Below are 24,447 nucleotides of genomic sequence, written 5' to 3'. Positions count from 1 at the left end.
GCCTAATGCCCGTTCGAGCATCGCTGGCGTCGAGTGTTGTCGATTTCGGTGGGCACGGACGGCCCATCGTCCTGTTGCACGGGCTCATGGGGCGGGCGACGACGTGGTGGCCGGTGGCGCGGTGGCTCACCGCCCATGGTCACGTCGTGGGCCTCGACGCCAGGGGGCACGGCCGGGCGCGGCGCCGGGGTGCGTGGACCACCGAGGAGTTCGCCGAGGACGTCGTGAACCTGGTGGAGGACCTGGACGAAGGTCCCGCCGTGCTCATCGGGCACTCCATGGGCGCGTTGCACGCGTGGGTGGCGGCCGCGATGCGCCCGGAGTTGGCGGCCGGTGTCGTGGCCGAGGACATGGCCGTCGACCGCCGTGGCGACACCGTGGACGTCTGGCGCGCCTACTTCGAGTCGTGGCCGGTGCCGTTCCGTTCGCTGGCGCACGTGTCGGAGTTCTTCGGCAGCCTGGGCGAGTATTTCATCGAGTGCGTGGAGGAACGCGACGACGGCTACCACCTGATCGCGGACCTGGAGGACCTGTACGCCATTGCCACGGAATGGGGCCAGCGGGACTACTGGTCCTACCTGGAGGCGGTGCGCTGCCCGATGCTGGTGATCGAGGCCGAACACACGAGCATGCCGGCGGGGCAGCAGGCCGAGATGGCGAAACGCGCTCGGAACGGTCGGCACGTCGTGGTGGCCGGGGCGGGGCACGTCGTGCACCGCGATCAGCCGGAGGCCTACCGGGGCGCCGTCGAGGCGTTCCTGGCCGATCTCGCGCGTTCGTGACGCCGATTCGGCGTCCTCGGATGAAAGCGTCGAGTAGCCGGGCCACCTCCCCCTCAGCGTGGCCCGGCTACGCCGGCCGGGAAGCTGTGTTCCCGGCCGGACCCCCAGACATTTGACGTCGTAGGTGCCGTATCGCCGTGGTAGGTGGGTAATACACTTGGCGTACAAGGCGTTGTTAAGGGGGGTAACTTAATTCAATAGCTTAACAGACGATCGTGCTGATGTCACCGGTATTCACGTATGCTGCGGGTGGCGCTGGAGGTGTGGTGACGGCTTCGATGAACCGACGAGCCCGGTTGCGTGCGGCGCTCGATCGTGACCTGCGGCGTACTGCTCGGCGGCTCCTGGTGGCGGGCGGTCTCGACGCGGTCACGCTCGCGGCCATCGCTCGGGAGGTCGGGGTGACCCCACCCGCCATCTACCGGTACTACAGCGGCCGAGGCGATCTCCTGCTCGCGCTGGCCAAGGATCTGATCGCCGAACTCGTGGGCGAACTCGAAGCCGCTTCCGCCGCGTACCCCGACGACCGTCCCGACCGGCAGCTCACCGCGATGGTCAGGGCCTTCCCGGCCTGGGCCGCGAGGAACCGCGCCGAGTACGGCTTCGTCTTCGGTACTCCGTCGCCCGCGGCCGGGAACCTCCACGAGCAGATCACCAAGACCTGGAACATTGAGGTCGGCGGCGCGTTCGGCAAACGCTACCTTCGGTTGTGGCGGCAACGGCCGTTCGACGTCCCGGCTGACGACGAGCTGGAGCCGTCGCTGCGAAAGCAGTTGAGCGACTACCGCGCCATCGTCGGGCTGGACCCGATGCCGCTCGGCGCGATCCTGGTCTTCATCGAGTGTTGGTCGCGCATCTACGCTTCCATCTCCTTCGACGTCTTCGGTTTCATGAGCGCGACATTCACCGACATGGCCCCCATGCACGAGCGCATGTGCCGAGGGATCTGCGAGCTGCTCGACGTCGAGTACGAACCGCCGGAGACGTGAGTCGGCGACCGTTCCGGCTCACGGGAAACCGAAGGACATCGCGTCCGGCGGGGCGTCCACGCGCCAACGGTTGAAGTCCCGGCGAAGCCGCAACTCGGCCGATTTTCCTTCTGTGTCGTCGATGCCCACGACCACGACGGCTCGATTCTGGGATTCCATCGTCACCGACAACACTTGTGTGTGCGCAGCCTCTTCTTTCATCTCCGGCGTTATCCGGTCCAGGATGACGGGAACGGTCTGTGGGCATGGACGTCCGGAGTTGACTTCGAGGTTTCTCACTAGTTCGGAGTGCAGAAGATCGCAGAACAGCTCCGCGTCGGAGGATTTTATGGATTCGACGAACGCCATGGCGGTCTCTTTGGCGCCTTCTTCGTCAGGTGCGTCGCCGATCGAGCTGGCGTCGCGCCCTCCGCCGGTACTGATGGCGATGACCGAGCCCGTTCCGCCGAGCAGGAGGATGGCGGCGACGACGACCCAACCGCCGAAGGAGATCTTCGTCTGCCGTCGTGACTGGTCGACATTGCTGCCGACGAAGGCGTTCTTCAAAGTCGAGCCCGACACGGTGATGTTGCCCTGTTGGGCCGTTGTCTGGGAGACATCACCCTGGGCGAGCCAGATGTTTTGCACTGCTCGGCTCAACTCGGCGGCGAAGTTCGGGTCCGCCTGCGCTTCCTGAGCGAGTACCTGTTGGGTTTCCCGTGCGGCTCGTTCGTCCTCGGGGGTGACTTTGAGTTGTCGCAGAGCTCGCTCGCCGAAAGCTGTTCGGATTAGTCGGTTCGTGATTATTTGATACAGTGCTTCGGCGGCAGAGTCCTGCGTCCGTTGTAGCGTCCCGTACGCCACCTGGCTCAGATATCCGCACAGGAAAGAAACTGCCTGGCCGGCGAGTGCCAGCGGGTCCATCCTGGCCTCCCCCAGATGGCGGATCTACTTGCACAGCGGCACGCGAAAATGAAAAATATTTAGTTAATCCCATTAACTTAATGGGTGACAATAGCATATTTAGGTCGTTGCCGGGTAGCGTTTCGGGTCCGAGAACGCCGGGGGAGGTCTTCGGGGCGGTGAGTGGCCGAGCCGCCGGACGACGGCCCGGCCACGCGGGGATGTCACCGGGGCGCCAGGCGCTCCCACACGTCGATGCCGAGATAGCCGCGCTCGTCGGAACGGGCGCATGCCTGGCAGGTCGGTTCGCCGAGGCCGTTGCTCGCGGCGAACGCCGCCACCGCGTCGCGGGTCTTGTCGCCGAACACACCGTCGACGGTCACGTCGTACCCGCGGGCGCGCAGTCGCCGCTGCGCGAGGCGCACGTCGTCGCCCGTGTCGCCGGGGCGCAGCAACGGTGTCGGTTCGGGTTCGCGGAACGTCACGCCGAGGCGGTCGGCCACGGCCTGTCGCAGCTCCGGCAGCCGCGCGTACAGCACGTCGCCGGGGCAGGCGGTGGAGTTGAAGTCGCGGTGTCCTCGGATGAGGTCCGGGCTTATGTCGTACTGCGAGGCCATGTACGCCACCAGTGCGACGAGTGAGTCCCACAGTGTTTGAGGAACGTCGACCTCCATGTAGAGGCCCTCGTTCTCGATGCCGATGATCTCGCTGTTGTGGTCGGCGACGTTGGCGCCCAGCACGTGCTGTGTTCCCCCACGCAGGGCTTCGAGACTGCGGTGTCTGCCTTCGGTGATGTAGCCGCCACGGCTGATCGTGAACTGCTGGCCGGTGTCGATCCAGCCGTTGGAGTCCATGTGGAAGTCCTGGATGCTCCGCGAGATCGCGAACGCGTGCTCCAGCGAGTAGTCCTCGCTGTTGCCCGGCTCCACGGTGTGGTGGACGACGATGTAGGTCGGTTTGTGGTTCAGCAGGGTGATGGGTTCCCGAGGCGGCCGGGCGCCCCAGGCGGTGGTGTCGTAGATGTTCGGGGCCTCCACCGGCCGTGGGTGAGCGGCGGCGGTTCCGGCGGGAACGGTCAGAGCGGTTCCCAGGGCGGTGACGGCGAGACCACCACCCACCAACAACGTGCGGCGGTCGATGACGGGCTTGTCGGCCATGTGCTCTCTCCCTCGCAGTGAGGTGAAGAGATTGCCAACAACCCTGGTTGGTTTGTCAATGCTCCCCAGGTAGGGCGAAGCGCCCGTCGGAGGTCTGCTCCACCAGTCCGTCGTCCAGCAACGAGGCCAGGCACGCGTCCCGCTGGCCGGCTTTCGGCCACACCAGATCGAGCTTCGCCTTCTCCACCGGCTCGGTGGTCCCGCGAAGCACGTCGAGCAACAGGCCACGGACGTGACGGTCGGTGCCGCCGTAACGCTGAGCCGGCCGGGTCGGGCCCGTATACGCAGGTCGGCCCGCCTTCTGCCAGGCGCAGGTGTCGAACAATGGGCAGTCGGCGCACCGGGGTCTGCGGGCCGTGCAGACCAACGCGCCGAGCTCCATCAGGGCCGCCGAGAACCGCGCGGCACGGGCCTCGTCGGGGCCGTCGGGAAGCAACGCCTCGACGTCGCGGAGGTCCCGGTTCGTCGACGGGGGGCCGGCTTCGCCCGCGCCGTGAACGGCGCGCGCAACCACCCTACGAACGTTGGTGTCCACCACCGGTGTGCGCCTGCCGTAGGCGAAGGCGGCCACCGCCCTCGCCGTGTACGCCCCGATGCCGGGAAGTGCCAGCAACGTGTCGACGTCGGAGGGCACCTCGTCGCCGTGGTCGGCGGCGATCGCGGTGGCCGCGGCATGCAGCCGCAGGGCCCGCCGGGGATAGCCGAGTTTGCCCCAGGCGCGCACCACCTCGCCCTGGGTGGCGGCGGCGAGGGCCGACGGCTTCGGCCAGCGTTCCAGCCACTCTCGCCACACCGGCAGCACCCTGTTCACCGGGGTCTGTTGCAGCATCACCTCGCTGACCAGCACTCCCCACGGGGTGCAGTCGGCGTGCCGCCACGGCAGGTCACGCGCGCTCGTGTCGAACCAGTCGATGAGCGTCTCGGCGTCGATGGACATCGTCGGACAAGGCTAGTCGCCGGGCGGAGCGACCTCGCGAAGCTCCCCGGTCTTCACGTCGTAGACGAATCCGCGCACCAGGTCGGTGTGCAACAGATAGGGGTTGCGCCTGACCCGTTGTATGGACTGCCGCACGTTGGCGTCGACGTCGCGGAACGCCTCCACCGCCCACGGTGGCCGCATGCCGCTGGCGGCCTCCAGCTCGTCCTTGAAGCCGTCCTCGGTCACCGTGTTCAGGCCGCAGTCGGTGTGCTGCACGATCAACACCTCGCGGGTGCCCAGCTTGCGCTGGCTGAGTGCGAGTGAACGGATCATGTCGTCGGTGACGACCCCACCGGCGTTTCGCAGCACGTGTGCCTCGCCCTGCAACAAGCCGAAGATCTCGAAGACGCGGATTCGCGCGTCCATGCAGGTCAGGATCGCCACGTGGCGGGAAGGCCGGGGTGACGACCGGTCGCCGGGGACGACGTTGCCGAGCGCGCGGTTGCGTCGTATGAGTTCCTCGATCGCCGTCATGGTCCCTCGTTTCCGTGTCGCTCGGCTCTCGGGCGTGGGGCGGAGGCGCTCACGGTCCGAACCATTGCTCTTCGGCCGTGCGCGGAGGCGCCGACGTGGTGCCCACTCGTAGTTCGGTGGGCAGGGTGATCAATTTGGATTCGACGCGTTCGTTCGCCTCCAGCAGGAGCTTCCCCGCCGCGCGTCCTTTTTCGAGCACGGGTTGGTGGACCGTGGTGAGTCCGGCTCGCGACGCCTCGGCGATGCCGTCGAAGCCGGTGATCGTGAGATCGGCCGGAACCCGGAGCCCCCGCCTGCCCGCCTCGGCGAGCGCGCCCAGCGCGAGGATGTCGGACGTGCAGATGATCGCGGTGACGCGCGGGTGGGCGTCGAGCAGTTGCCTGGCGGCGGTGGCTCCGTCGTCGACGGTGTGGTCGAACCGCTCGACGACCGGCACGGTGTTCCAGTCGACCCCGGCGGCCTCGAACGTCTTGGCCAACGCGGCCAGGCGAGCGCGTTGAACGTGGTAGTGGGCCCGTTCCTGACGCTCGCGGGAAGCGAACCCGTCGTTGCGATCGCGTCCGAGGCGCATGCACAGCACGCCGATCTGCCGATGCCCGAGGCCGACGACGTGTTCGGCCACCTGCACGATGGCGGTCTCGTCGTCGGGGGACACGCGGTCGATCCCGTCGAGCTGGGGTTGGTCGACGATGACGGTGGGCACCGGACGTGACAGTACGGCGGCGAGGTGGGGGTCGTCGTCGGGCACGGAGTACACGACGAACCCGTCGACGCCCGCGCGGTGCACCGCTGCGACCTCTTCCTTGCCGGGGCTGGCCGGCACGAGGTGCAGGCCGACGCCCGCGTCCTCGCAGGCGAGCGCGAGTCCTTCGAGCACGCCCACGGCCGCCGGGTCGCGGAACGCGTAGGAGAGGTTCTCGGTGAGCAGCAGGCCCACAGCGCCCGCCTTGCGCGTACGCAGGGACCGAGCCACCGGGTCGGGGCCGGGGTAACCGAGTCGGCGGGCCGTCTCCAGTACCCGTCGGCGTAACTCCGGGGACAGTTGGTCCGGCCGGTTGTACGCATTGGACACCGTGGTCCTGGACACGCCCAGTTCAGCGGCGAGCGACGCGAGCGTCGCACCTCGCCTGGTTCGCATCGGCCGGTTCATGAACAAACCGTAACGGTTCAGAAGCCGCAGCAGAAGGAGCGCACAACGTGCGTCACATGGTTGCTCTCCGTGCACGGATAAATCACCCGACCGGTGGGTAGATCATCACCCCTTCCGGTAAGATGATATCGACAATCATTTCCAATTAGCCTTGGATGGAGAGAGGTCCCCGATGCACGCCTCGTGTCGTCGGCGCTCGATCGCCGGTGTGTCACTGTCCGCTGTCCTCGCCGTACTGGTGGCCGCCTGTGGCGGGCAGGGCGAAGCCGATCGGGGCTCCGACGATCGCGTGCGCGTGGTCGCCTCCACGAACGTGTGGGCGAGCGTCGTCGCCGCGGTCGGTGGCGAGCACGTGGAAGTGACGTCGATCATCGACGACCCCGCCGCCGATCCCCACTCGTATCAGGCCGGGGCCGCCGACGCGGCCGAGGTCGCCTCCGCCGAGTTGCTCGTCTGGAACGGCGGCGGCTACGACGACTTCTTCCCGCAGCTCGCCGAGAACGCCGACGCGCCGACGGTCGTGGCCGTCGAGGTGGCGGGGGAGACCGGGAAGGACGTCGCGGCCCACGAGCACGCCGAGTCCGTGGAACACGGCCGGGACCACGAACATTCCCACGAGCACGGCAACGAGCACGTCTGGTACGACCTCCCGGTCGTGTCCGCCGTCGCCGAGCGGGTGGCCGGCGAGCTGAGCGACCTCAGGCCACAGCAGGCGGGGGACTTCGAGAAAGGCGCCGCCGACTTCACCGAACGCGTCGACGAACTGGTGAACGAGATCGACGAGGTCGCCGAGCGCCACGCCGGCGCGAAGGTGGCGGCCACCGAACCGCTCGCGCAGTACCTGTTGAGCGCCGTCGAGGTCACGGACCTCACCCCGCACGAGTTCTCCGCGGCCGTGGAAAACGAGACCGACGTGCCCGTCGCTGCGCAGCAGCGCATGCTGGAGTTGGTCTCCGGGGAGGTCGACGCGGTGGTGCGCAACACCCAGACGACCACGCCCGCGACCGAGAAGGTCGTCGAGGCCGCGCGGGAGGCCGGGACCCCGGTCGTCGACGTCACCGAGACGCTTCCCGAAGGGCGGACCGACTACATTTCCTGGATGGGCGCGCAGGTCGACGCGCTGGCCAAGGCACTGGACGAGTGAGCGAGACAACCGAGTGGACGTGACGACGACGCGGGCCGCCGTCGAGGTCAGGGGTGCGGCACTGCGGTTCGGCGAACGGACGCTGTGGTCGGGCCTCGACCTCGATGTCGCGCCGGGCGAGTTCCTGGCGGTGCTCGGCCCCAACGGATCGGGGAAGACGAGCCTGCTGCGCGTGCTGCTGGGGCTCCAGGAGCTCAGCGCGGGCACGGTGACGGTGGCGGGCCGGAGTCCCGGCCGGGGCAACGAGCGCGTCGGCTACGTGCCGCAGCAACGCGCCATGGACGACGGACTGACGTTGCGGGGTCGCGACCTCGTCGGGCTCGGCCTCGACGGTCACCGCTGGGGGCTCGGCCTGCGAGGACTGCGGCGGCGCCGGGAACGCATCGAGCGGGCGATCGAGGCCGTGGGCGCCCAACGCTACGCCGACTCGCCGGTGGGCAAGCTCTCCGGCGGGGAACAGCAGCGGCTGCGCGTGGCGCAGGCCCTCGTCGGTGAGCCCGACGTGCTGCTGTGCGACGAACCGCTGGCGTCACTGGATCTCGCCCACCAGCGGATCGTGGCGCGGCTGATCGACGAACGCAGGCGGGAGGCCGACACGGCCGTGCTGTTCGTCACCCACGAGATCAATCCGATCCTGCCGTACGTCGACCGAGTGCTCTACCTCGTGGACGGCCAGTTCCGCGTCGGTGAGCCCGACGAGGTGATGACGTCCCGGACGCTCTCCGAGCTCTACCGCTCGCACGTCGAGGTCGTCAGGGTCGGCGGCCAGATCCATGTCGCGGGTGCCCAGAGCGCGCTCTGCGAGGACGAAGTCCACCACCCCTGACCCGAAGGCTTTCGCATGGACCAGTTGTTCGACATCGACCTCACGCTGGAGCTGCTCGGCTTCGACTTCGTGCGGACGGCGCTGCTCGCGGCGGCCGTGCTCGGGCTCGTGGCGGGCACGTTGGGGCCGCTCATCGTCATGCGTCGCATGTCGTTCGCCGTGCACGGCACGGCCGAGCTGGCCTTCACCGGGGCCGCGGCGGCGTTGTTGCTCGGTATCGGAGTCGGGTACGGGGCGCTCATCGGGGCGGTGGTGGCCGCGCTCCTGCTGGGCCTGCTGGGTGGCCGGGACTCGGACCGCGACTCGGTGATCGGGGTCATCCTGGCGTTCGGGCTCGGGCTCGGCGTGCTGTTGCTCTGGTACTACCCCGGACGTGCCTCGAACAAGTTCGGCATCCTCGTCGGGCAGATCGTGGCCATCGAGCCGACCGACCTGACGGCGTTGCTGATCGCGGCCGTCGTCGTGCTCGTGGTGCTCGCCCTGGTGTATCGACCGCTGTTGTTCTTCAGCGTCGATCCCGCGGTCGCGACCGCGCGCGGTGTGCCCGGAGGGTTGCTCTCCCCGTTGTTCGCGGTGCTCGTTGGTGTCGCCACCGCGCTGGGCGTGCAGATCGTCGGCGCGTTGCTGGTGGTGGCGTTGATGGTCACCCCCGCCGCCGCGGCCGCGAGGGTCACGGCCAGCCCACTGCGAGCCACCGTCCTCGCCGTGGTGTTCGCCGAACTGGCCGCGCTGGGCGGGATCGTGCTCTCACTGGCTCCCGGCGCGCCGGTCAGCTTTTTCGTCACCGCCATCTCGTTCACGATCTACCTGGTGTGTCGGGTCGTGGAGTACCTGCGCGGCAGGGCGGGTGGTGTCGACGACCGGGCGCGTGCCGAGGAAGTCAGTGCAGCATCACCAGAACCTGTAGCTCCCCGACCAGGAAACCGATGACCCCACCCACCGCGACGAGCTTCCACTCGTCCTGACGGAACGCGGGGCGCAACAGGCCCTCGTACTCGGTCGAGGTCATGCGCAGCATGCGCTGCTCCACGGTGTTGGCCACGTCCATCGCCCTGGAGAGGTAGCCCTTCGCGGGACGTAGCGTCGCGGGCAGCCGTTCGATCGACTTCGCCGCGGCCGCTTGCTTCATCGCCTCAAGTCGTTGCGCTCCGATGGTCGCGTCGACCAGGGGGCGAGCGGCCTCGGCTTGCTCGTCCACCGCCTCGGCGACGAGTCGGCGGACCAGGGCCCGCAGCCGATCCGACTTCGGGCCGTGCAGGAGCGCGTCGAGCACGTTGTCCACGGTGAACAACTCTTTCGCGATCATCTCGCCGTACTGGCGGGCGACCTCGGCGCGTCTGCGTTGGAACATCCCGTGCAGCAGGAGTCCGCCCGGCAACCGTATGGGATCGCGGGGAACGAAGATCAATTTGATTGCCAGCCAATCGGTGAAGAACCCGATGGACGCTCCGAAGATCGGCATCACGAGTGGGTTCTTCGTCAGCGCCCACACGATCGACTGAACGACCCCCAGAAAAAACCCGAAATAAATACCCGAACGAGCGATGAAAGCCATTTCGGGTCGGGAGGTGTCCCTGATCAATTTGACGAGCAGGGCCTTGTCCTGGGTCAGCCGCTGCACGCTCATCCGCTTGATGTCGAGGATGTCGCCGACGTTGTCGCGGAGTTCGTCCAGCATCTGGTGCACGAGTCGGGGAGCACCCGCCTGGACGTGCTTGACCACGAGGTCCCGCGCCATCGGTGGCAGGCGCTCCCACAGCCGAGGGTGGTGTTCGGCGAGCACCTCACGGGTGATGTCGTCGACGGCCTTCAGCAGGGGTTGTTCGATCTCCGTGAGGAGTCGGTCGGCCTTGACCCTGGCGAAGACCTCGGCGACATCGAGGACGTTCTTGGTGAGCAGATCGGTGGCCGTCGCCGCCATCCTGCCGCCGTGCCGAGGCACCACGCCCTGCCAACCGAGGAAGGTGCCCTTCAGTCCCACGAACTCCAGCGGGCGGAACATCATCTCGATGGCCACGCGTTTGGTGACGTACCCGATCAACGCGGCGACGACGGGGATGGCGGTGTAAAGGGGCCAGTTTCCGGCGAGATCGTCGAGAACAGCTTCCACCGAGACCTCCTCGCCGGCATCCACCGCCACATTTCCTGCCATTCGGCGCGCATCACGGGCGCTCTACCGGAAACCGCGCGCGAAAGGTTGGGTAAGGCAACCCGAACTCATTATGGTGTCCGGATGGTTGAAGCGCAGGCATCCCCCACACAGGCGACGAATGCGATGTTCGCGACCGCCTTCCGCGGTTATGACCAGGCCCAGGTGGACGAACACATCAGGAAACTGAACGCCGAACTCGCCAACATGGCACGTCACCGGGACGAGGCGACGGCATCGGTCGCGGAACTGACGAAGGCACTGAGCTACGCGCAGAAGGAACTCAGCGACACCAAGAACGCGCTCGCCCGCATGGTCGACGACCCGGCGGGGCCCGCCGCCATGACCGAACGGGTCAAGACCATGATGCGGTTGGCGGAGGAGGAGATCGCGGAGTTGAAGGCGAAGGCGAACGCCGACGCCGCCGATGTCCGGGACGCCGCCGACGCCTACGCCGAGAAGACGCGGAGCAAGGCGCAGGCCGAGGCCGAGAAGCTCGCCGCCGAAGCCGCGGCGGAGCGGGAACGCCTGGACGAGGAAGCCCGCCGGCAGCGGGAACAGCAACGGAAGAGCGTCGAGGCCGAACTCGCCGCGAAGCGGAAGAAGACCGAGAACGAGGTCGCCGAGATGCTGCGGAACGCGGAGCGGAAGTACGACGCGATGATCACCGAGGCGGAGACCAAGCTGGCCGAGGCGCGGTCGCTGCGCAAGGAGGCCTACGAACTGCGGGCCGCGGTGTTCGACCGGCTCAACGCGAGCCAGTCGGCGTTGCGCCAGGCCCTCGAACGGCTCGGTGCCGACCCGAGCCCGGCGGAGATCGCGGCGCAGGACAGCGACCACGTCGAAGAGGCCGAGGAGAAGGCGAAGCAGCCCGCGTGAGGCGTTCGGAATTCGGTTGCCATCGCGCGGGTCCCCGGCCAGAGTGACGGATCATGCGTACCGCGCTTGTCACGGGGGTCAGCAGGACCGCCGGTATCGGGTTCGCCATCGCGCGCAGACTGCTGCGCGACGGACACCGGGTGTTCGCGCACTCCTGGTCGCACTACGACGCGACGGAGCCGTGGGGCGCGGACCCTCGCGGGATCGACGGTGTCCTCGCCGAGCTCTCCGGCGGAGAGGCGCTGGGACACCTGGAGGCGGACTTCTCGGACCCTGCTGCCCCCGAACGGGTGGTCGAGGCGGCGGTGGACCGGTTCGGTTCTCTCGACACGCTGATCGCCAATCACGCGCGCAGCTCGGTGGCCACACTCGACGAGGTGACGGCCACCGAGCTCGACCTGACCTGGGCGGTCAACGTGCGGGCCACGCTGCTGCTGGTGCGCGCGTTCGCCCGGCAGTACCGCGAAACGAACCCGCGTCCGCTCCCCGGACGCGTGGTGCTCTTCACCTCGGGCCAGCATCTGAGCCCCATGGCGAGGGAAATCCCTTACGCCGCAACGAAAGGCGCGCTGCACCAGCTCACGTGGACCCTGTCGGACGCGCTCGCCGACGACGGGATCACCGTGAACACCGTGAACCCGGGGCCGACGGACACCGGGTGGGCGGACGAGGAGCTGACCGCCTCGGTCGCCGAACGACTGCCACGCGGGCGGTGGAACACACCCGAGGAAGCCGCCGCGGTCGTGTCGCTTCTGCTCAGCGAGGACGCCGCCACGATCACGGCCAATGTGGTCGACGCCGAGGGTGGGTTTCGGCGCTGACGAGGTTCCGGCAACGCGGAAGGTGACATCGCGCTGCCGAAACGGCTCGGAAGGTGCACTATCGTCGCGTGGACTCCAACGCCGCCCCACACACATCGTCGGTCGTCGACTTCCCGGTGTACGGCCTCGACGAGACGTTCCGCGGCATTCGCTGGGTGGACTTCTTCGAGGGACTGCCCGGCAGGCCGCCCTGGGCGCTGTGGCTGGGTCACCGTGAGTCCGACTCCGACAACGGAATCCGGGTGGGCACGCTGCCGAAGCAGAGGTACGAGGCCATCATGTGCCCGAACGGCAAGGACCCACTGGTGGAGGTCGCTTTCAGCGGGGCCTTCGGCGTCGTCAACGTGACCTTGCCCGACAGCACCGTGACCAGGCCCGAGGGACTGATCCCCGCGCTCGTCGAACACGCCGAACATCAGGCCCGTCGGTATCTCGAATGGCCCATCGTCTGGTGGCGCATCGAAGGTGCGCAGGTCAGGGCCCGCGTGTGGCACTTCGCGGGCGGGTGGGCCGCGTTCTCCACCGCGCTCGACGACGCCTACCTCGTGGCCGTCGGCGTGGGCGTGGAGCCCGCCGACCTGGCCTTCGAACCGGTCAAGGACGGCGCCGCCTACCACGCCGACCTTTCCGCGCCGCTGAACTTCACCGAACTCGGTAGGCAGAAGAGCGCCAGGCCGCAGGCGTGGCTGCCACCCCCGTGCCGCGACAGCTTCCATCCCGACCAACTGGCGTTCATCCCGGACGAGACGGAGGCGTGAGAGCGGCCTCGGGGCATGTTCAGCGACGTCTACCCAGCCCCGGCAGGCCACCACTGACGGTGTAGACCGAGGTCGACTGGTTTCTGCGCTCCCGTTCCTCCCGTTCCAGTTCCTCACGAACGCGGGCGCGACGGATGCTTTCGGGGTCCCGCGTCGAGGACGCCGTCCTTCGAGACGGGGTCTCTGCTTCGGGTTTGTTGTGCAGGCTTGCTCGGGCGCGTTGTATCCGTGTCAGGTGCGCGGCCTTGTGACCACGGTCGAGCCGGGACTCCCGGATCGCCTTCGCGGTGACACGCAGTCGCTCCGTCAGTTTCGCCTCCCGCTCCGCCAACTCCGGTGGCACTTCCTTGCCGTGACGCAGCATCGGGTTGCGTATCTTGACGAGTTCGCGGATCTCCCGTTCGAGGTCCCGGACGGAGACGCCGGATCCGCGCTGCCGATCACGCCCCCCGAGTTCGCGTTTCCGGTCCGGGGAGGTCGTGAGCGCCGCCAACTTCCCCAACAGGGTCCTCGCCCGCAGGGCCAGCCGGTCCCGGGACGGCGAGCGCGGAACGTGCTTCAGATCCAGGAGAACCGTGTGAATCTCCGTGCGAACGGCGTTGGCCTGCTGCCGCTGCTTCTCGGAAGCGGCAAGCCCGGCCACCCGATGTTCCAGCGACGCGATCCTGTCGCGGTGGCGGATGAGGGGATCCGAGCCGGCTCGGGATTGCCTGCGCTTGCGACGACCCATCCGTTCCTCCGTTTCCGAGCCGCGGGGCGACCGCCGAGGTGATGTCCGCCACTTTGTCGGAACGGAGGCGCACGGTGTTACGGGCGACGGCAGGCAGGCGAACCGCTCGGTCGGGCTCCCTTGTCAAGCACCCCGGCGTCACTACAGTGAGACGCGCTGGTGGTTCGCCTTCCGCCGAGGCGGTGGGCGAGGCAAGAGGGAACCCGGTGGGAATCCGGGACTGCCCCGCAGCGGTGAGTGGGAACGAACGCCGTGGCCGGTCGCTCGACCGGTTCCAACGCACTGGGCCACACGGTCTGGGAAGCGACGGTCAGTAGGAGCCCCGGTGGGAGCCGGGCCGTGCCCGCGAGTCCGAAGACCTGCCACCGGTGCGCACACCGCCGGTGTGCGTGACCTCCGGGCGTTCGAGGGTGACCCTGGCGGACGAGTGGTTCGGCGACGTCGCGTCGCCACCCGCTCGCCCGCGAGGCCGCCGTCGCGCGTCCGGTGCCGCCGTCGAGCTCGCGAGGAGAGAGCCTTGACCAGCACAATCGGATCGACCGTACTCGGTTATCCCAGGATCGGACCGAACCGGGAACTCAAACGAGCGCTGGAGAACTACTGGGCGTCGCGCATCAGCGAGGCCGAGTTGCGGAACATCGCTCGCGACCTGCGTATCGACACCTGGCGTTCGTTGCGTCAGGCCGGACTCGACTCGGTACCCGGCAACACGTTCTCCTTCTACGACCACGTACTCGACACGGCGGTGACCTTCGGAGCCGTGCCCCGCCGGTACGCGGACCTGGGACTGAGCCCACTCGACACCTACTTCGCCATGGCGAGGGGCGTGGAGTCGACGCCGCCGTTGGAACTGACGAAGTGGTTCGACACCAACTACCACTACCTCGTGCCTGAGATCGGGCCGGACACTCGGTTTTTCCTCGCCGACCACGGTGTGCTGGAGCAGGTTCGGGAGGCCGACGAGCTCGGCATTCCCGTCCGGCCCGTGTTGGTGGGGCCGGTGACGTTCCTCCTTCTGTCCAAACCGGATTCCGAAGCGGCTCCGGGGTTCCGTCCGCTGGACACAGTGGACGAACTGGTCGACGCGTACGCCGAACTGTTGCGCGAACTCGCGCGTGCCGGCGTGGAATGGGTGCAGCTCGACGAGCCCGCGTTCGCGGCCGACCGCACCGAAGCCGAACTCGCGGCCCTCCGCGAGGCGTACCGCTCGCTCGGCTCGCTGGCCGAGCGTCCGAAGCTCTTCGTCGCCGGCTACTTCGGTGACCTCGGGGAGGCACTGGAGATCCTGTCGGCCGCCCCCGTCGAGGCCGTGGGAGTCGACTTCGTGGCCGGTGACCCGGGTCTGGACTCGCTGGCAGCGTTACCGGGCCTGCGGGACAAGACGCTGGTGGCCGGACTGGTCGACGGCCGTAACGTCTGGCGCACCGACCTCGACCGCGCCCTCACCACGGCGGCCACACTGCTCGGTCTGGCGGGCGAGGTCGCCGTCAGCTCGTCGTGTTCGCTGCTGCACGTGCCCTACGACGTCGAAGCGGAGTCGAGCCTCGACCCGCAGGTGGCCTCGTGGCTGGCGTTCGCGCGGCAGAAGGTGCACGAGGTTGTCGTCCTCGGCAGGGCACTGCGCGAGGGGCGCGACGCGGTGGCCGAGGAGCTCGCCGCGGCTCGGAGAGTGGTCACCGACCGGGTGAACGCCGAGCGGGTGCGAGACGAGCAGGTCAGGCGTCGCCTGGCGGGGCTGCGGCCTCGGGACACCCGCCGGGCCGACTACGACGTCCGCCGGGAGGCTCAGCAGGAGGCGCTGCGGCTGCCACCGTTGCCGACGACCACCATCGGGTCGTTCCCGCAGACCGCCGACGTGCGCAGGACCAGGGCCGCCCTGCGTCGCGGCGGTATCGACCACGACACCTACATCAGCCGGATGCGCGCGGAGATCGAGCGGGTGGTGCGACTGCAGGAGGAGCTGGGGCTCGACGTCCTCGTGCACGGCGAGCCCGAACGCAACGACATGGTGCAGTACTTCGCCGAGCACCTCGCCGGTTTCGCGGACACCGAGCACGGCTGGGTCCAGTCGTACGGGTCACGCTGCGTGCGCCCGCCGATCCTGTTCGGCGACGTGTCCCGGCCCGAACCCATCACCGTCGAGTGGGCCGCGTACGCGGCGAGCCTCACGGACCGGCCGGTGAAGGGCATGCTGACCGGACCGGTGACGATCCTGGCGTGGTCGTTCGTGCGTGACGACCAGCCGCTCGCGGACACGGCGAAGCAGGTGGCCCTGGCCATCCGTGACGAGATCGCCGACCTGGAGGCCGCGGGACTCGGCGTGATCCAGGTGGACGAACCGGCGCTGCGGGAGCTGTTGCCGCTGCGCGCCCACCGGCACAAGGAGTACCTGGACTGGGCCGTGGAGGCGTTCCGGCTGGCCACGTCGGGTGCACGGGCGAGCACCCAGGTGCACACGCACCTGTGCTACTCGGAGTTCGGCGACGTCATCGACGCCATCGCCGCACTCGACGCCGACGTCACCAGCATCGAGGCCGCGCGGTCGAGGATGGAGGTGTTGGGCGACCTGGAGGCCGCCGGATTCGCGCGCGGGGTCGGGCCCGGCGTGTACGACATCCACTCCCCGCGGGTGCCGGAGGTGGCCGAGATCGTCGAACTCCTGCGGGCCGCACTGGCGTCGGTGCCGCCCTCACGGCTGTGGGTGAACCCGGACTGTGGGCTGAAGACCCGAGGCTACGCCGAGGTGGAGCCCGCGTTGCGCAACCTGGTCGCCGCAGCCACCGAGGTGCGGCGCACGCTGGGATAGCAGACGGCTCCCGCGCCGCCACCGGATCGGGCGGTGGCGGCGCGGGGACCGGTCAGGCGCTGCGGCGGCGGACGACGACCACGACGGCCGTGGCCGCCGTTCCGAGTCCCGCCAGCCCGAACAGGATCGGCGCGGCAGCCGGGCCGGAGTCGGCGAGCGAACCGTCACCGGTGGCGACACCTCCGGCGGGTGTCTCGGCCACCTGCCCACCGGGCGCCGTCTCGGTGGAGGGTGCGGGCTCGGTGGGGGTCGTCGTGCCGTTCGTGGTGCCGTTCAGGGCTTCGCAGGCGATGCCGTCATCGTCGGCATCGAGCCGATGGGGGTCATTGGTGTCCCGGTCGAACTCGGCCTGCGCCTCCGCCTGGCTGGAGAAGTTCGCACAGTCGAGGTCCGGTTGGGCGTTCGCGACTCCGGTGGCGGGCAGCGCGGTCCCGGCAGCGAAGACGAACGCCAGAGCGGCGTTGCGAATCAGCATGAGCTCTCAGCCTTCCGGTTGGGGTCGCGGACACGGGAAACGCCCGCGACCTGGGCGGTAACACCTGTGGGGGCGCCCAACCGGGGTGGCGTCCAAACCACACCGAGGGGTGAACGAGGTGGCCTTCACAGGCCGCCGAGGGCCGCACATCCGGGTTCCCGCCACCGCGGTCGACACTGCGGGCGGATCCCGCGCGTGTGAGGCTTGAGAAGGCAACGGCCCCTCCGACGAGCGCGAGGTGCCTCATGAGTGACCCGGTGGCACAGGTGCGGCAACACAGCGAACAGCGGCGCGCGGAGATCGTCGACGTGCTGGTGAACGCCTTCGACGAGCTGATGCGAGCCGACCCGGCGGCGTTCCGCAAGAAGTTCCGCAAGATGGCGGCCGACCCTTACAGCTTCTACCGGGGCGCGGCCTGCGTCTTCTACCACGACATGGTCGCCGTCGACGACCCGTGGGCGGACGAGCGCACCGGCCGGGTGTGGATCCAGGGTGACCTGCACGCCGAGAACTTCGGCACGTACATGGACTCCTCGGGCGTGCTCGTGTTCGACGTCAACGACTTCGACGAGGCGTACCTCGGCAGTTTCACCTGGGACCTGCGCAGGCTCGTGGCGAGCGTGGCACTGCTGGCGTGGAACAAGGCCGTCTCCGACGACGGTATCCGGCGGCTCGCCGAGACGTACCTGCGTGCCTATCTCTCCCAGGTGCGGCACTTCGCCGAGCACCCGGGTGACCAGAAGTACCGGCTGCAGCTCGACACCACCGACGGAATCGTGCACGAGGTACTCCTGGACGCCCGCATGAAGACGCGCGTGGAGCTGCTGGAGCACCTCACGGTGGTGGACGGTCACGACCGGCGCTTTCGGCGCGGAGCCGGGGTGCGAGAGCTGGGCGAGGCCGAACACGCCGCCGCCACACACGCCTTCGGCCAGTACCTGCGCACGATCCCCGAGAACAAGCGCTTCGGAAGCCTGACGTACGAGGTGAAGGACATCGTCGGACGACAGGGTTTCGGCATCGGCTCGGCCGGGCTGCCCGCGTACAACGTTCTGGTGGAGGGCCGTACCCAGGCGTTGGAGAACGACGTCGTGCTGTCGATGAAACAGGGCAACGTGGCCGCGCCCAGCCGCATCGTGCCCGACGAGCGTATCCACCGGTACTTCCGGCACCACGGGCACCGCACCGCCGTGTCACAACGCGCGTTGCAGGCGCACGCCGATCCGTGGCTCGGCCACACGGAGATCGGCGGTACCGGATTCGTGGTGTCGGAGCTGTCGCCCTATGTCCAGGACCTCGACTGGTCGGACCTCACCGAGCCCTCCGACATGGCTTCCGTGCTCGACTACCTCGGCCGCGCGACAGCGAAGATGCACTGCGTGGCCGACGCCGACTCGGAGCAGACGCTCGTGACGCTCCAGGTGGAGCAGGCCATCGCCGAGGCGGTGGGACGAGACGACACCGAGTTCGTGCGGTCGCTGACCGATTTCGGCATGCGCTACGCCGTGCAGACCCGGGAGGACCACCGGCTGTTCGTCAACGCCTTCCGTGGCGGCGAGATCCCAGGAGTGCAGTCGTCGGAGTCGTCGGTGACCTGGTGAGGGTGTCCAGACGTCCCCCAGGCCACCCGGGGAAGGCGTTCGAAGCGTGGCGCCCAATCGCCACAGTCGGGTGCGGGCGATCGTCTGTGCTCCCGGCGCGGTCACCGTCAGTCGATTCACCTCACTGCGGAGGCGAGGCGATGGTCGTAGGTGACGAAGTGGGTCAGTTCGTCGCCGAGCAGTACAGCGGACGCGAGATGCAGCGCATCGAGGCTACGCGGTTTCTGTTCGGTTTCGGCGGCCAGGTTCACCACGGCGCCGGAGAGCGGAACCAGGTCGATACCGGTGATCGCGGCACGGGCTGCCGGTAGGGCAGCAGGCTCGATACGGCGTGCCGCGACGGTGACCTCCACCTTGGCCAGTTCGCTGCTCACGACGTGCTCCGCATTGGCGTCGAGCCAACCACGTGGAGGCACTGTCTCGGCTTCCTGGAACACGAGCTTGAGGATCGCCGAGGAATCCAGGTAGATCACAGCCGGTCCTCACGCAACTCGTCGAGGACGGACATTGTCGACGGGGCATCCCGGGGCAAGGCGACCGGTTCGGGAAGGTGGTGCAGGCCCCCGGGGGTTCGGGGCGGGAATGAGCCGGCCTGTGGCGAACAAGCGTTCCCGTACCGCGGATGACCGCTGTGGCGGCACGATGAGAGCGGCCAGTTCGCCGCGATCGGTGACTTCGACCGTTTCGCCGCTCCTGACCTTGGCAAGGTAACGAGAGACGTGCTGTCGCAGCTCGCGGATGCCGATGCGTTCCACGAACGCCATGGTGGCACCCAATGTGCTACATCGATTCTCGCGCTGTACGCCGCACCTCGGTGGCGCGGGTCTGCCGCCCGCCCACGGGCGCACGGACGTGCGTCGGCGCCGGATGAACGTCAGGAACAGGCGCTAGTGTTCGGCGTCCCCACCCGACACGGACGAAAGGGAGACGCGTGAACGTCAAGCGGATCGGAACTGCCCTCGCCGCGGCGACCGCCGTGGTGTGCCTGGCCGCACCGGCGGCCTCGGCCGTCGAAGGACCGCAGTTGGGCCCCGGCGAGTGGGACTACCTCGGTTCCAGCGCGCTCCAGGTGACCGGCACTTACAACTACTTCACCACCAACCACGTCAAGTCCGGAGGCGGTGACTTCGCCATCTGCCTTGAGGACGCCACCTCGGCGGGCATCTTCACGGTCATGGAGTACGACCCCGACAACGCCGACGACAAGGTCCGCGAGGTCTACCTCTCCGAGGGCGCGTGCTCGATTCTGCGTGACATCGGAGGCTATGTCGACGGAGACAACAACCGGGCCGAGTTCTACGTCGCCACGGCCGGCATTCTCGGCACGATCGGCTTCTGGGACTAGCCGCTGCGGGCGCCGCCGAGTCGCCGCGGGGCGGCGCCCACGGCGTGAGCCCTACTCCCGCGCGGTCTTCGCCGTGCGCTGGGCGGCCTCCAGCAGCTCCTCGAACGCCTCGTGGCCGACCTTGTCGCCCAGCAGCATCGCCAACCGGGTCAGCATGCCTTCCCGGTCGGACTCCGCGGCGGAGTCCAGAGCGCGTGACAGGGCGAGCCACACGCGTTCCCGCCTCGACTCCGGTGACGGCAGCCCGCCCTCCACACGCGACGGTGCGATGCCGCCGGTGGGCGCGGTCCCGGACACGAGGTGGCGGGCCACGTCGGACAACGCGCTCAGGTCGGTGACGCGGCACAGGATCAGTCCGTCCGGACGCACCACGAACACCTCGCCGGCACGGGCGCCCAGGGCCTGGGCGAGTGCGGTGTCCGGGTCCTCGACGACGGCGAGGTCGTCACCCGGCTCGACGGCCGAACCGGGTGCGGCCGTCACGACGGCGCGGACCTGCTCGGCGGGTAGCGACTCGGCGAGCTGCTCGGCACTCGCCGCGACGACGTCGGCGTCGGAGGGCGCGAGCTCGAACCCGAGGAACGCGAACCCGGTTCCCCGGACCGCGTTCAACGACGACTCCTCGACCCCGCCGACGGCCCTCACCAGTACCTTGCGGTCCTCCAGCGGGTCGCCCGGCAGAGCACCCGTGACGTCCGGCTCCACCGGCCATGTCAGCGGTGACGCGTGTGCGTGCGTGGCGCTCGACTGGCGCGGGTTCACCAGGTGTGAGAACTCGGAACGTTCGGTGGCCAACGCGAGCACCGCGTCGCGCGTGGTGCGGAAGCCGTGCCCACCGGGCGACATGACCAAAGTGGACTTACTCGCGTTGTCCACGTTCTGCCGCCACGCCGCGTGCCGCTCGGCGGAGTAGGCGCGCAGCAGCGACTCGTCACCGTGGCCGCCCACGACCGCCGCGAGCTGCCAGGCGAGCGTCTCGGCGTCCTCCATGCCGGAGTTGAGGCCCCGCACGCCGAAGATCGGCACCAGGTGCGCGGCGTCGCCCGCGAAGAGGACCCGGCCGTGCCGGAAGTCCCGCAACGCCAGCGCGCGGGCCCGGTAGTAGCCGTGCCACTCCAACGTCCAGGGAACGTCGTTGCGCAACCACGTCAGGTGTCTGCTGATGCGGTCGCGGATGCGTTCCTCGCTGGTCTCCAGTTCGGGGTCGTCGGAGGCGTCGAGTTGGTAGTCGATGCGCCAGATGTCGTTCGGCTGCTGGTGCATGATGATGGTCGAGCCGGGGTTGCTCGGCGCGTCGAACCACACCAGCCGCTCCGCCGGCAGGCCGGACCGCCAGTGGATGTCGGCGATGACGTACTGTCCCTCGTACGTGTCGCCCTCCATGCGCAACCCGCTCAGCTTGCGCAGCCTGCTGCGCGCGCCGTCGGCCGCCACGACCCACCGTGCCCGCAGTCGCCGGGAGCCGAACGCGGTGTCGACGGTCAACCGCACCTGCTCGGCGTCCTGTTCGACGCCGGACACCTCGGCCGCCCAGTGCAACGTGACCAGTGGGTTGGAGGTCAGCGCGTCGACCATGACCTGTTCGAGTTCCGACTGCGAGACGTTGACCATCGGCCCACGCACGTCCGAGGTGCTGTGTGGCATCTCGAACCGCAGCACCTCACGGTCGCGGTAGAAGCTGCGCCCGCCGAGCCACGGCAGCGCGATTCTCTCCACCTCCGCGCCGAACCCGAGTCGCTCGGCCACTTCGAGGCTGTGCCGGGAGACGCAGATGGCCCTGCTGCCGAAGGAGACCCGGTCGGCGGCTTCGAGGATCGTCACCGGCACCCCGCGGTTCGCCAGCCCGAGGGCCACGGCCATGCCCACCGGGCCCGCGCCCACGACGACGACCGGCAGCGCCGTGTCGTCGTCCGGCGTGGAGGGGAAGTCCGAAGCCGGATACCTCCGAGGTTGGTAGTAGGCGGACATCGTCAGTGCTCCCCCTCCGTGGACACGCGGCGGGTCTCGGGCAGAGCCAGGACCGAGCCGAGGCTGATTGCGGCGATGACGACGAAGTAGCCGGTGATCGCCCACGACGTACCGAACGCCGCGAACAGTGACGTGGAGATGAAGGGCGCGAGCCCGCCGCCGAGAATGGCCCCGATCTGGTAGCCCAGCGAGGCGCCGCTGTAGCGGATGTGGGCGGGGAACAGCTCCGCGAACAGCGCCGACTGCGGACCGGCGGTGGTGCCGAGCACGGCCGCCATCACCGCCATCGCGACGAGCATGACGGGCAGCGACGCCGTGTCGATCAGCGGGAAGAACAGCGCGGCGACGACGAGGAGCGCCAGCGAACTCCAGGTGTAGACCCGGCGGCGACCGAGCACGTCGGACTTCGCGGCGGCCAACGCCATGCCCGCCATCCACACCGGACACGACACGATCAGCAACCACAGCATCGTGGACCGTTCGAAGCCGAGTTCCTCGGTGCCGTAGGTCAGCACGTAGACCATGAACGCGTAGGCGATGCCGTTGGTGGCGATGAACGTGCCGGCGGCCAGCAGCACGTACCGCAGGTTCTTGGTGAGCACCTCGACGATCGGGAGCTTCGCGACGCGCTCCTCCTGCTTGACCTGCCTGAACTCGGGGCTTTCCAGCACGCCGAGGCGAATCCACATGGCGATGCCCACGAGAACGGCGCTGAGCAGGAACGGGACACGCCAGCCCCACGACTGGAACGACTCGTCGTCCAGGACCTGGGTGATGAGGAGGAACACCAGGTTCGCGGCGAGCACGCCCGCGGGCACCCCGATCTGCGGCGCGGCACCGTAGAGGCCGCGCTTGCCAGGGGGAGCGTTCTCCGTCGCCATCAGCACCGCGCCACCCCACTCGCCGCCGACGCCGATGCCCTGCGCGAACCGGAACACGACCAGCAGGATCGGCGCGAGCACACCGATCGCGTCGTAGTTCGGCAGCAGACCGATGCCCACGGTGGCGAGGCCCATCATCGTCAGCGACAGCACCAGCATCGACTTGCGGCCGATGCGGTCGCCGAAGTGCCCCATCACCACGCCACCGATCGGTCGTGCGACGAAGCCGACCGCGAACGTGGCGAAAGCCGCGAGCGTGGAGGCCAGCGAGGAGGAGGCGGGGAAGAACTGCGGTCCGATCACCAGCGCCGCGGCGGTCCCGTAGATGAAGAAGTCGTACCACTCGATGGCGGTCCCGACGAAACTCGACGTGACAGCGCGGCGAGCCTGTCGTGCCGACATCGTGGGTGTCTTCGCGGCGAGGTCGGTTGTCGTCATGGCGACGTTGCCTTTCCGATCCGTGACACGGGTGCAGCTCGGTGTTGAGGAGCATCACCGCAGGCAGGGGCACGGGAAAAGCGGGATATTCCGGCCAGTCTGGTCGGAATTTCCGTGGAAGTGCGGGAAAGCGCAGGTAGCCGCTGGGAAGCCGCTGCTACTCCGCCCGGCTCGCGGAGCTGAAGGCGAACTCGACGAAGGTGCGCGACGCCTTGCTGAGCATGGCCCCCCGTTGCCACGCCAGAACGACGTCGACGGGGCCGGGCCGGGGTGTGAGGTCGGTGCGCACCACCACACCGAGTCCCTCGTAGGTGACGTCGTGCTCGGGACGCTGTACCGGCAGGGTCCAGCCGAGTCCCCGACCGACGAACGACCTGGCCGTCTCGAAGTTCTGTGTCCGGTACGCCACCCTCGGCGCGAACCCGGCGAGCCTGCACACCTCCGTCGCGTGGTGGGAACTCGGAGGCGCGTCGAGCAACACCATGGGTTCGTCGGCGAGGTCGGCGAGCCGCAGTGGCCCGTCGAGTGAGGCGAGTGGGTGATCGGTCGGCAGCAACACCGCCGGTGAGCGGGTGGCCAGGCGTGCTGTCTGCCATTCCGGCGGCAGGTCGAGGTCGTAGACGATGGCGAGGTCGAGTTCGCCTTCTTCGAGGCGGGTCCCGAGGCGGTTCTGGGTGTCTTCGTGAAGCTCCACCGTCACCTTCGGGTACCGCTGGGTGAAGGCGTGCAGCAGCGACGGCAGGACCGTCGGGCTGAGCGACGGGTAGCAGCCCAGCGCGATCGGCCCGGTGACCACGCCACCCACGCCCGCGGCGTCGGTCTGGAGTCCGGACGCCTGCTCCAGCAACAGCTTGGCGCGAGCGAGCACGGCTTCGCCCGTCGGCGTGAGTTGCACGCCGCGAGCCCGGCGGCGCACCGTGAGTTGCACCTTCAGTGCCTTCTCCAGATCGGTCACCGCCCCGGCGAGCGCCGACGGCGAGAGGTGAGCGCGCTCCGCCGCGGCGCTGATCGTGCCGGTCTCCGCCACCGCGACGAACGCCGCGAGCTGCCGGAGGGTGTAGGCCGGCACAGGGTCGATGCGCGACATACCCAGACGGTAATCCAGCCTCGCGGGCCGGTGCCGAAAGCGGGCACGAGCGAGAGCACGACGCCGGCGAGGGAGGGACTGCCCGCTCGTGATCGCAGTTGCCGTGGTGTCCTCGTCGCCAGCCCC

24 protein-coding genes and 1 riboswitch are annotated in these 24,447 nt (G+C 68.7%); of the genes, 11 read left to right on the top strand and 13 right to left on the bottom strand.

What is annotated here, in order from left to right; all coding sequences use genetic code 11:
- Positions 1 to 5: 5 nt before the first annotated feature.
- The gene (locus tag SACGLDRAFT_RS19030; RefSeq protein ID WP_005466596.1) at positions 6 to 782 is read left to right on the top strand and encodes an alpha/beta fold hydrolase; all 777 of its coding nucleotides are present in this window, start codon (positions 6 to 8) and stop codon (positions 780 to 782) included.
- Between the two features lie 278 nt (positions 783 to 1,060).
- Positions 1,061 to 1,771 carry a TetR/AcrR family transcriptional regulator gene (locus tag SACGLDRAFT_RS19025; RefSeq protein WP_051036224.1) on the top strand — a complete coding sequence of 237 codons (711 nt, stop codon included), beginning with the start codon at positions 1,061 to 1,063 and terminating at the stop codon, positions 1,769 to 1,771.
- 18 nt (positions 1,772 to 1,789) lie between these two features.
- Here SACGLDRAFT_RS19025 and SACGLDRAFT_RS19020 read toward each other — a convergent pair whose 3' ends face one another.
- The 5 genes from SACGLDRAFT_RS19020 to SACGLDRAFT_RS19000 form a co-directional block, all read right to left on the bottom strand.
- Positions 1,790 to 2,674 carry a nuclear transport factor 2 family protein gene (locus SACGLDRAFT_RS19020; protein ID WP_005466594.1) on the bottom strand — a complete coding sequence of 295 codons (885 nt, stop codon included), beginning with the start codon at positions 2,672 to 2,674 and terminating at the stop codon, positions 1,790 to 1,792.
- 203 nt (positions 2,675 to 2,877) lie between these two features.
- Complete coding sequence (locus tag SACGLDRAFT_RS19015; protein ID WP_005466592.1) at positions 2,878 to 3,810, bottom strand: peptidoglycan recognition protein family protein; 933 nt, start codon at positions 3,808 to 3,810, stop codon at positions 2,878 to 2,880.
- Between the two features lie 55 nt (positions 3,811 to 3,865).
- Positions 3,866 to 4,747, bottom strand: a complete 882-nt coding sequence (locus SACGLDRAFT_RS19010) for an HhH-GPD family protein (RefSeq protein ID WP_005466591.1) — start codon at positions 4,745 to 4,747, stop codon at positions 3,866 to 3,868.
- 12 nt (positions 4,748 to 4,759) lie between these two features.
- Positions 4,760 to 5,263: a beta-class carbonic anhydrase gene (locus SACGLDRAFT_RS19005; RefSeq protein ID WP_005466590.1), complete on the bottom strand. Its 504-nt coding sequence runs from the start codon at positions 5,261 to 5,263 to the stop codon at positions 4,760 to 4,762.
- Between the two features lie 49 nt (positions 5,264 to 5,312).
- Complete coding sequence (locus tag SACGLDRAFT_RS19000; protein ID WP_005466589.1) at positions 5,313 to 6,413, bottom strand: LacI family DNA-binding transcriptional regulator; 1,101 nt, start codon at positions 6,411 to 6,413, stop codon at positions 5,313 to 5,315.
- 172 nt (positions 6,414 to 6,585) lie between these two features.
- Between SACGLDRAFT_RS19000 and SACGLDRAFT_RS18995 the strand changes: the two genes are divergently transcribed.
- The 3 genes from SACGLDRAFT_RS18995 to SACGLDRAFT_RS18985 are packed head-to-tail and all read left to right on the top strand — an operon-like array spanning position 6,586 to position 9,313.
- A complete protein-coding gene (locus SACGLDRAFT_RS18995; RefSeq protein ID WP_005466588.1) occupies positions 6,586 to 7,557 on the top strand; it encodes a metal ABC transporter solute-binding protein, Zn/Mn family in 972 nt (323 codons plus the stop codon).
- A gap of 13 nt (positions 7,558 to 7,570) precedes the next feature.
- Complete coding sequence (locus SACGLDRAFT_RS18990) at positions 7,571 to 8,383, top strand: metal ABC transporter ATP-binding protein (protein ID WP_005466587.1); 813 nt, start codon at positions 7,571 to 7,573, stop codon at positions 8,381 to 8,383.
- A 15-nt stretch (positions 8,384 to 8,398) separates the two neighbouring features.
- Positions 8,399 to 9,313 (top strand): metal ABC transporter permease, encoded by a 915-nt coding sequence (locus SACGLDRAFT_RS18985; RefSeq protein WP_005466586.1) that lies wholly within the window; start codon positions 8,399 to 8,401, stop codon positions 9,311 to 9,313.
- Here SACGLDRAFT_RS18985 and SACGLDRAFT_RS18980 read toward each other — a convergent pair.
- A complete protein-coding gene (locus tag SACGLDRAFT_RS18980) occupies positions 9,264 to 10,493 on the bottom strand; it encodes a DUF445 family protein (RefSeq protein ID WP_040920189.1) in 1,230 nt (409 codons plus the stop codon). The two genes, SACGLDRAFT_RS18985 and SACGLDRAFT_RS18980, sit on opposite strands and share 50 nt — an antisense overlap.
- 123 nt (positions 10,494 to 10,616) lie before the next feature.
- Between SACGLDRAFT_RS18980 and SACGLDRAFT_RS18975 the strand changes: the two genes are divergently transcribed.
- From SACGLDRAFT_RS18975 to SACGLDRAFT_RS18965, 3 genes are all read left to right on the top strand, one after another.
- Positions 10,617 to 11,411: a DivIVA domain-containing protein gene (locus tag SACGLDRAFT_RS18975; protein ID WP_005466584.1), complete on the top strand. Its 795-nt coding sequence runs from the start codon at positions 10,617 to 10,619 to the stop codon at positions 11,409 to 11,411.
- Between the two features lie 53 nt (positions 11,412 to 11,464).
- Positions 11,465 to 12,232: an SDR family oxidoreductase gene (locus SACGLDRAFT_RS18970; RefSeq protein ID WP_005466583.1), complete on the top strand. Its 768-nt coding sequence runs from the start codon at positions 11,465 to 11,467 to the stop codon at positions 12,230 to 12,232.
- Positions 12,233 to 12,300: 68 nt separating this feature from the next.
- On the top strand, positions 12,301 to 12,990 hold the full coding sequence (locus tag SACGLDRAFT_RS18965) for a hypothetical protein (protein ID WP_005466582.1): 690 nt from the start codon (positions 12,301 to 12,303) through the stop codon (positions 12,988 to 12,990).
- 19 nt (positions 12,991 to 13,009) lie between these two features.
- On the opposite strand, the gene SACGLDRAFT_RS18960 is transcribed toward SACGLDRAFT_RS18965, so the two are convergent.
- The gene (locus SACGLDRAFT_RS18960) at positions 13,010 to 13,720 is read right to left on the bottom strand and encodes a hypothetical protein (protein WP_005466581.1); all 711 of its coding nucleotides are present in this window, start codon (positions 13,718 to 13,720) and stop codon (positions 13,010 to 13,012) included.
- Between the two features lie 143 nt (positions 13,721 to 13,863).
- Positions 13,864 to 14,101: riboswitch (cobalamin riboswitch) on the top strand.
- Between the two features lie 136 nt (positions 14,102 to 14,237).
- Between SACGLDRAFT_RS18960 and metE the strand changes: the two genes are divergently transcribed.
- Positions 14,238 to 16,526, top strand: a complete 2,289-nt coding sequence (metE, locus tag SACGLDRAFT_RS18955; protein WP_005466580.1) for a 5-methyltetrahydropteroyltriglutamate--homocysteine S-methyltransferase — start codon at positions 14,238 to 14,240, stop codon at positions 16,524 to 16,526.
- A 52-nt stretch (positions 16,527 to 16,578) separates the two neighbouring features.
- Here the strand turns inward: metE and SACGLDRAFT_RS18950 are convergent, their stop codons facing one another.
- Positions 16,579 to 17,001 carry an excalibur calcium-binding domain-containing protein gene (locus SACGLDRAFT_RS18950; RefSeq protein ID WP_005459759.1) on the bottom strand — a complete coding sequence of 141 codons (423 nt, stop codon included), beginning with the start codon at positions 16,999 to 17,001 and terminating at the stop codon, positions 16,579 to 16,581.
- 245 nt (positions 17,002 to 17,246) lie between these two features.
- On the opposite strand from SACGLDRAFT_RS18950, the gene SACGLDRAFT_RS18945 reads away from it, so the two are divergent.
- A complete protein-coding gene (locus SACGLDRAFT_RS18945) occupies positions 17,247 to 18,602 on the top strand; it encodes a DUF2252 domain-containing protein (protein ID WP_005466579.1) in 1,356 nt (451 codons plus the stop codon).
- A 116-nt stretch (positions 18,603 to 18,718) separates the two neighbouring features.
- Here SACGLDRAFT_RS18945 and SACGLDRAFT_RS18940 read toward each other — a convergent pair whose 3' ends face one another.
- Both SACGLDRAFT_RS18940 and SACGLDRAFT_RS23140 read right to left on the bottom strand, forming a co-directional pair.
- Positions 18,719 to 19,075, bottom strand: a complete 357-nt coding sequence (locus SACGLDRAFT_RS18940) for a type II toxin-antitoxin system VapC family toxin (protein ID WP_005466578.1) — start codon at positions 19,073 to 19,075, stop codon at positions 18,719 to 18,721.
- A gap of 9 nt (positions 19,076 to 19,084) precedes the next feature.
- Complete coding sequence (locus SACGLDRAFT_RS23140) at positions 19,085 to 19,366, bottom strand: type II toxin-antitoxin system Phd/YefM family antitoxin (protein ID WP_408640254.1); 282 nt, start codon at positions 19,364 to 19,366, stop codon at positions 19,085 to 19,087.
- A gap of 167 nt (positions 19,367 to 19,533) precedes the next feature.
- Here SACGLDRAFT_RS23140 and SACGLDRAFT_RS18935 point away from each other — a divergent pair, with 167 nt between their 5' ends.
- Positions 19,534 to 19,947, top strand: coding sequence for a hypothetical protein (locus SACGLDRAFT_RS18935; protein WP_005466577.1), 414 nt, complete (start codon positions 19,534 to 19,536; stop codon positions 19,945 to 19,947).
- 51 nt (positions 19,948 to 19,998) lie between these two features.
- Here the strand turns inward: SACGLDRAFT_RS18935 and SACGLDRAFT_RS18930 are convergent, their stop codons facing one another.
- The 3 genes from SACGLDRAFT_RS18930 to SACGLDRAFT_RS18920 form a co-directional block, all read right to left on the bottom strand.
- The gene (locus SACGLDRAFT_RS18930) at positions 19,999 to 21,915 is read right to left on the bottom strand and encodes an FAD-dependent monooxygenase (protein ID WP_005466576.1); all 1,917 of its coding nucleotides are present in this window, start codon (positions 21,913 to 21,915) and stop codon (positions 19,999 to 20,001) included.
- A gap of 2 nt (positions 21,916 to 21,917) precedes the next feature.
- A complete protein-coding gene (locus tag SACGLDRAFT_RS18925; protein ID WP_005466575.1) occupies positions 21,918 to 23,234 on the bottom strand; it encodes an MFS transporter in 1,317 nt (438 codons plus the stop codon).
- A 157-nt stretch (positions 23,235 to 23,391) separates the two neighbouring features.
- Complete coding sequence (locus SACGLDRAFT_RS18920) at positions 23,392 to 24,321, bottom strand: LysR substrate-binding domain-containing protein (RefSeq protein WP_005466574.1); 930 nt, start codon at positions 24,319 to 24,321, stop codon at positions 23,392 to 23,394.
- Between the last annotated feature and the right edge of the window lie 126 nt (positions 24,322 to 24,447).

The sequence above is a fragment of the Saccharomonospora glauca K62 genome, from assembly GCF_000243395.2.
Lineage (GTDB): Bacteria > Actinomycetota > Actinomycetes > Mycobacteriales > Pseudonocardiaceae > Saccharomonospora > Saccharomonospora glauca.
Note: the sequence above shows the minus strand (reverse complement) of the source record. Positions and strands in the feature narration are given on the sequence as shown.

What these genes read in the sequence shown, in the direction of transcription:
- SACGLDRAFT_RS19005 (WP_005466590.1), bottom strand. Translation starts at nt 5,263, where the DNA reads ATGACGGCGATCGAGGAACTCATACGACGCAACCGCGCGCTCGGCAAC.
- SACGLDRAFT_RS18960 (WP_005466581.1), bottom strand. Translation starts at nt 13,720, where the DNA reads ATGGGTCGTCGCAAGCGCAGGCAATCCCGAGCCGGCTCGGATCCCCTC.
- SACGLDRAFT_RS18950 (WP_005459759.1), bottom strand. Translation starts at nt 17,001, where the DNA reads ATGCTGATTCGCAACGCCGCTCTGGCGTTCGTCTTCGCTGCCGGGACC.
- SACGLDRAFT_RS23140 (WP_408640254.1), bottom strand. Translation starts at nt 19,366, where the DNA reads ATGGCGTTCGTGGAACGCATCGGCATCCGCGAGCTGCGACAGCACGTC.
- SACGLDRAFT_RS19010 (WP_005466591.1), bottom strand. Translation starts at nt 4,747, where the DNA reads ATGTCCATCGACGCCGAGACGCTCATCGACTGGTTCGACACGAGCGCG.
- SACGLDRAFT_RS18925 (WP_005466575.1), bottom strand. Translation starts at nt 23,234, where the DNA reads ATGACGACAACCGACCTCGCCGCGAAGACACCCACGATGTCGGCACGA.
- SACGLDRAFT_RS18995 (WP_005466588.1), top strand. Translation starts at nt 6,586, where the DNA reads ATGCACGCCTCGTGTCGTCGGCGCTCGATCGCCGGTGTGTCACTGTCC.
- SACGLDRAFT_RS19015 (WP_005466592.1), bottom strand. Translation starts at nt 3,810, where the DNA reads ATGGCCGACAAGCCCGTCATCGACCGCCGCACGTTGTTGGTGGGTGGT.
- SACGLDRAFT_RS18975 (WP_005466584.1), top strand. Translation starts at nt 10,617, where the DNA reads ATGGTTGAAGCGCAGGCATCCCCCACACAGGCGACGAATGCGATGTTC.
- SACGLDRAFT_RS19030 (WP_005466596.1), top strand. Translation starts at nt 6, where the DNA reads ATGCCCGTTCGAGCATCGCTGGCGTCGAGTGTTGTCGATTTCGGTGGG.
- SACGLDRAFT_RS18970 (WP_005466583.1), top strand. Translation starts at nt 11,465, where the DNA reads ATGCGTACCGCGCTTGTCACGGGGGTCAGCAGGACCGCCGGTATCGGG.
- SACGLDRAFT_RS18930 (WP_005466576.1), bottom strand. Translation starts at nt 21,915, where the DNA reads ATGTCCGCCTACTACCAACCTCGGAGGTATCCGGCTTCGGACTTCCCC.
- SACGLDRAFT_RS19025 (WP_051036224.1), top strand. Translation starts at nt 1,061, where the DNA reads ATGAACCGACGAGCCCGGTTGCGTGCGGCGCTCGATCGTGACCTGCGG.
- SACGLDRAFT_RS18985 (WP_005466586.1), top strand. Translation starts at nt 8,399, where the DNA reads ATGGACCAGTTGTTCGACATCGACCTCACGCTGGAGCTGCTCGGCTTC.
- SACGLDRAFT_RS18945 (WP_005466579.1), top strand. Translation starts at nt 17,247, where the DNA reads ATGAGTGACCCGGTGGCACAGGTGCGGCAACACAGCGAACAGCGGCGC.
- SACGLDRAFT_RS19020 (WP_005466594.1), bottom strand. Translation starts at nt 2,674, where the DNA reads ATGGACCCGCTGGCACTCGCCGGCCAGGCAGTTTCTTTCCTGTGCGGA.
- SACGLDRAFT_RS19000 (WP_005466589.1), bottom strand. Translation starts at nt 6,413, where the DNA reads ATGAACCGGCCGATGCGAACCAGGCGAGGTGCGACGCTCGCGTCGCTC.
- SACGLDRAFT_RS18920 (WP_005466574.1), bottom strand. Translation starts at nt 24,321, where the DNA reads ATGTCGCGCATCGACCCTGTGCCGGCCTACACCCTCCGGCAGCTCGCG.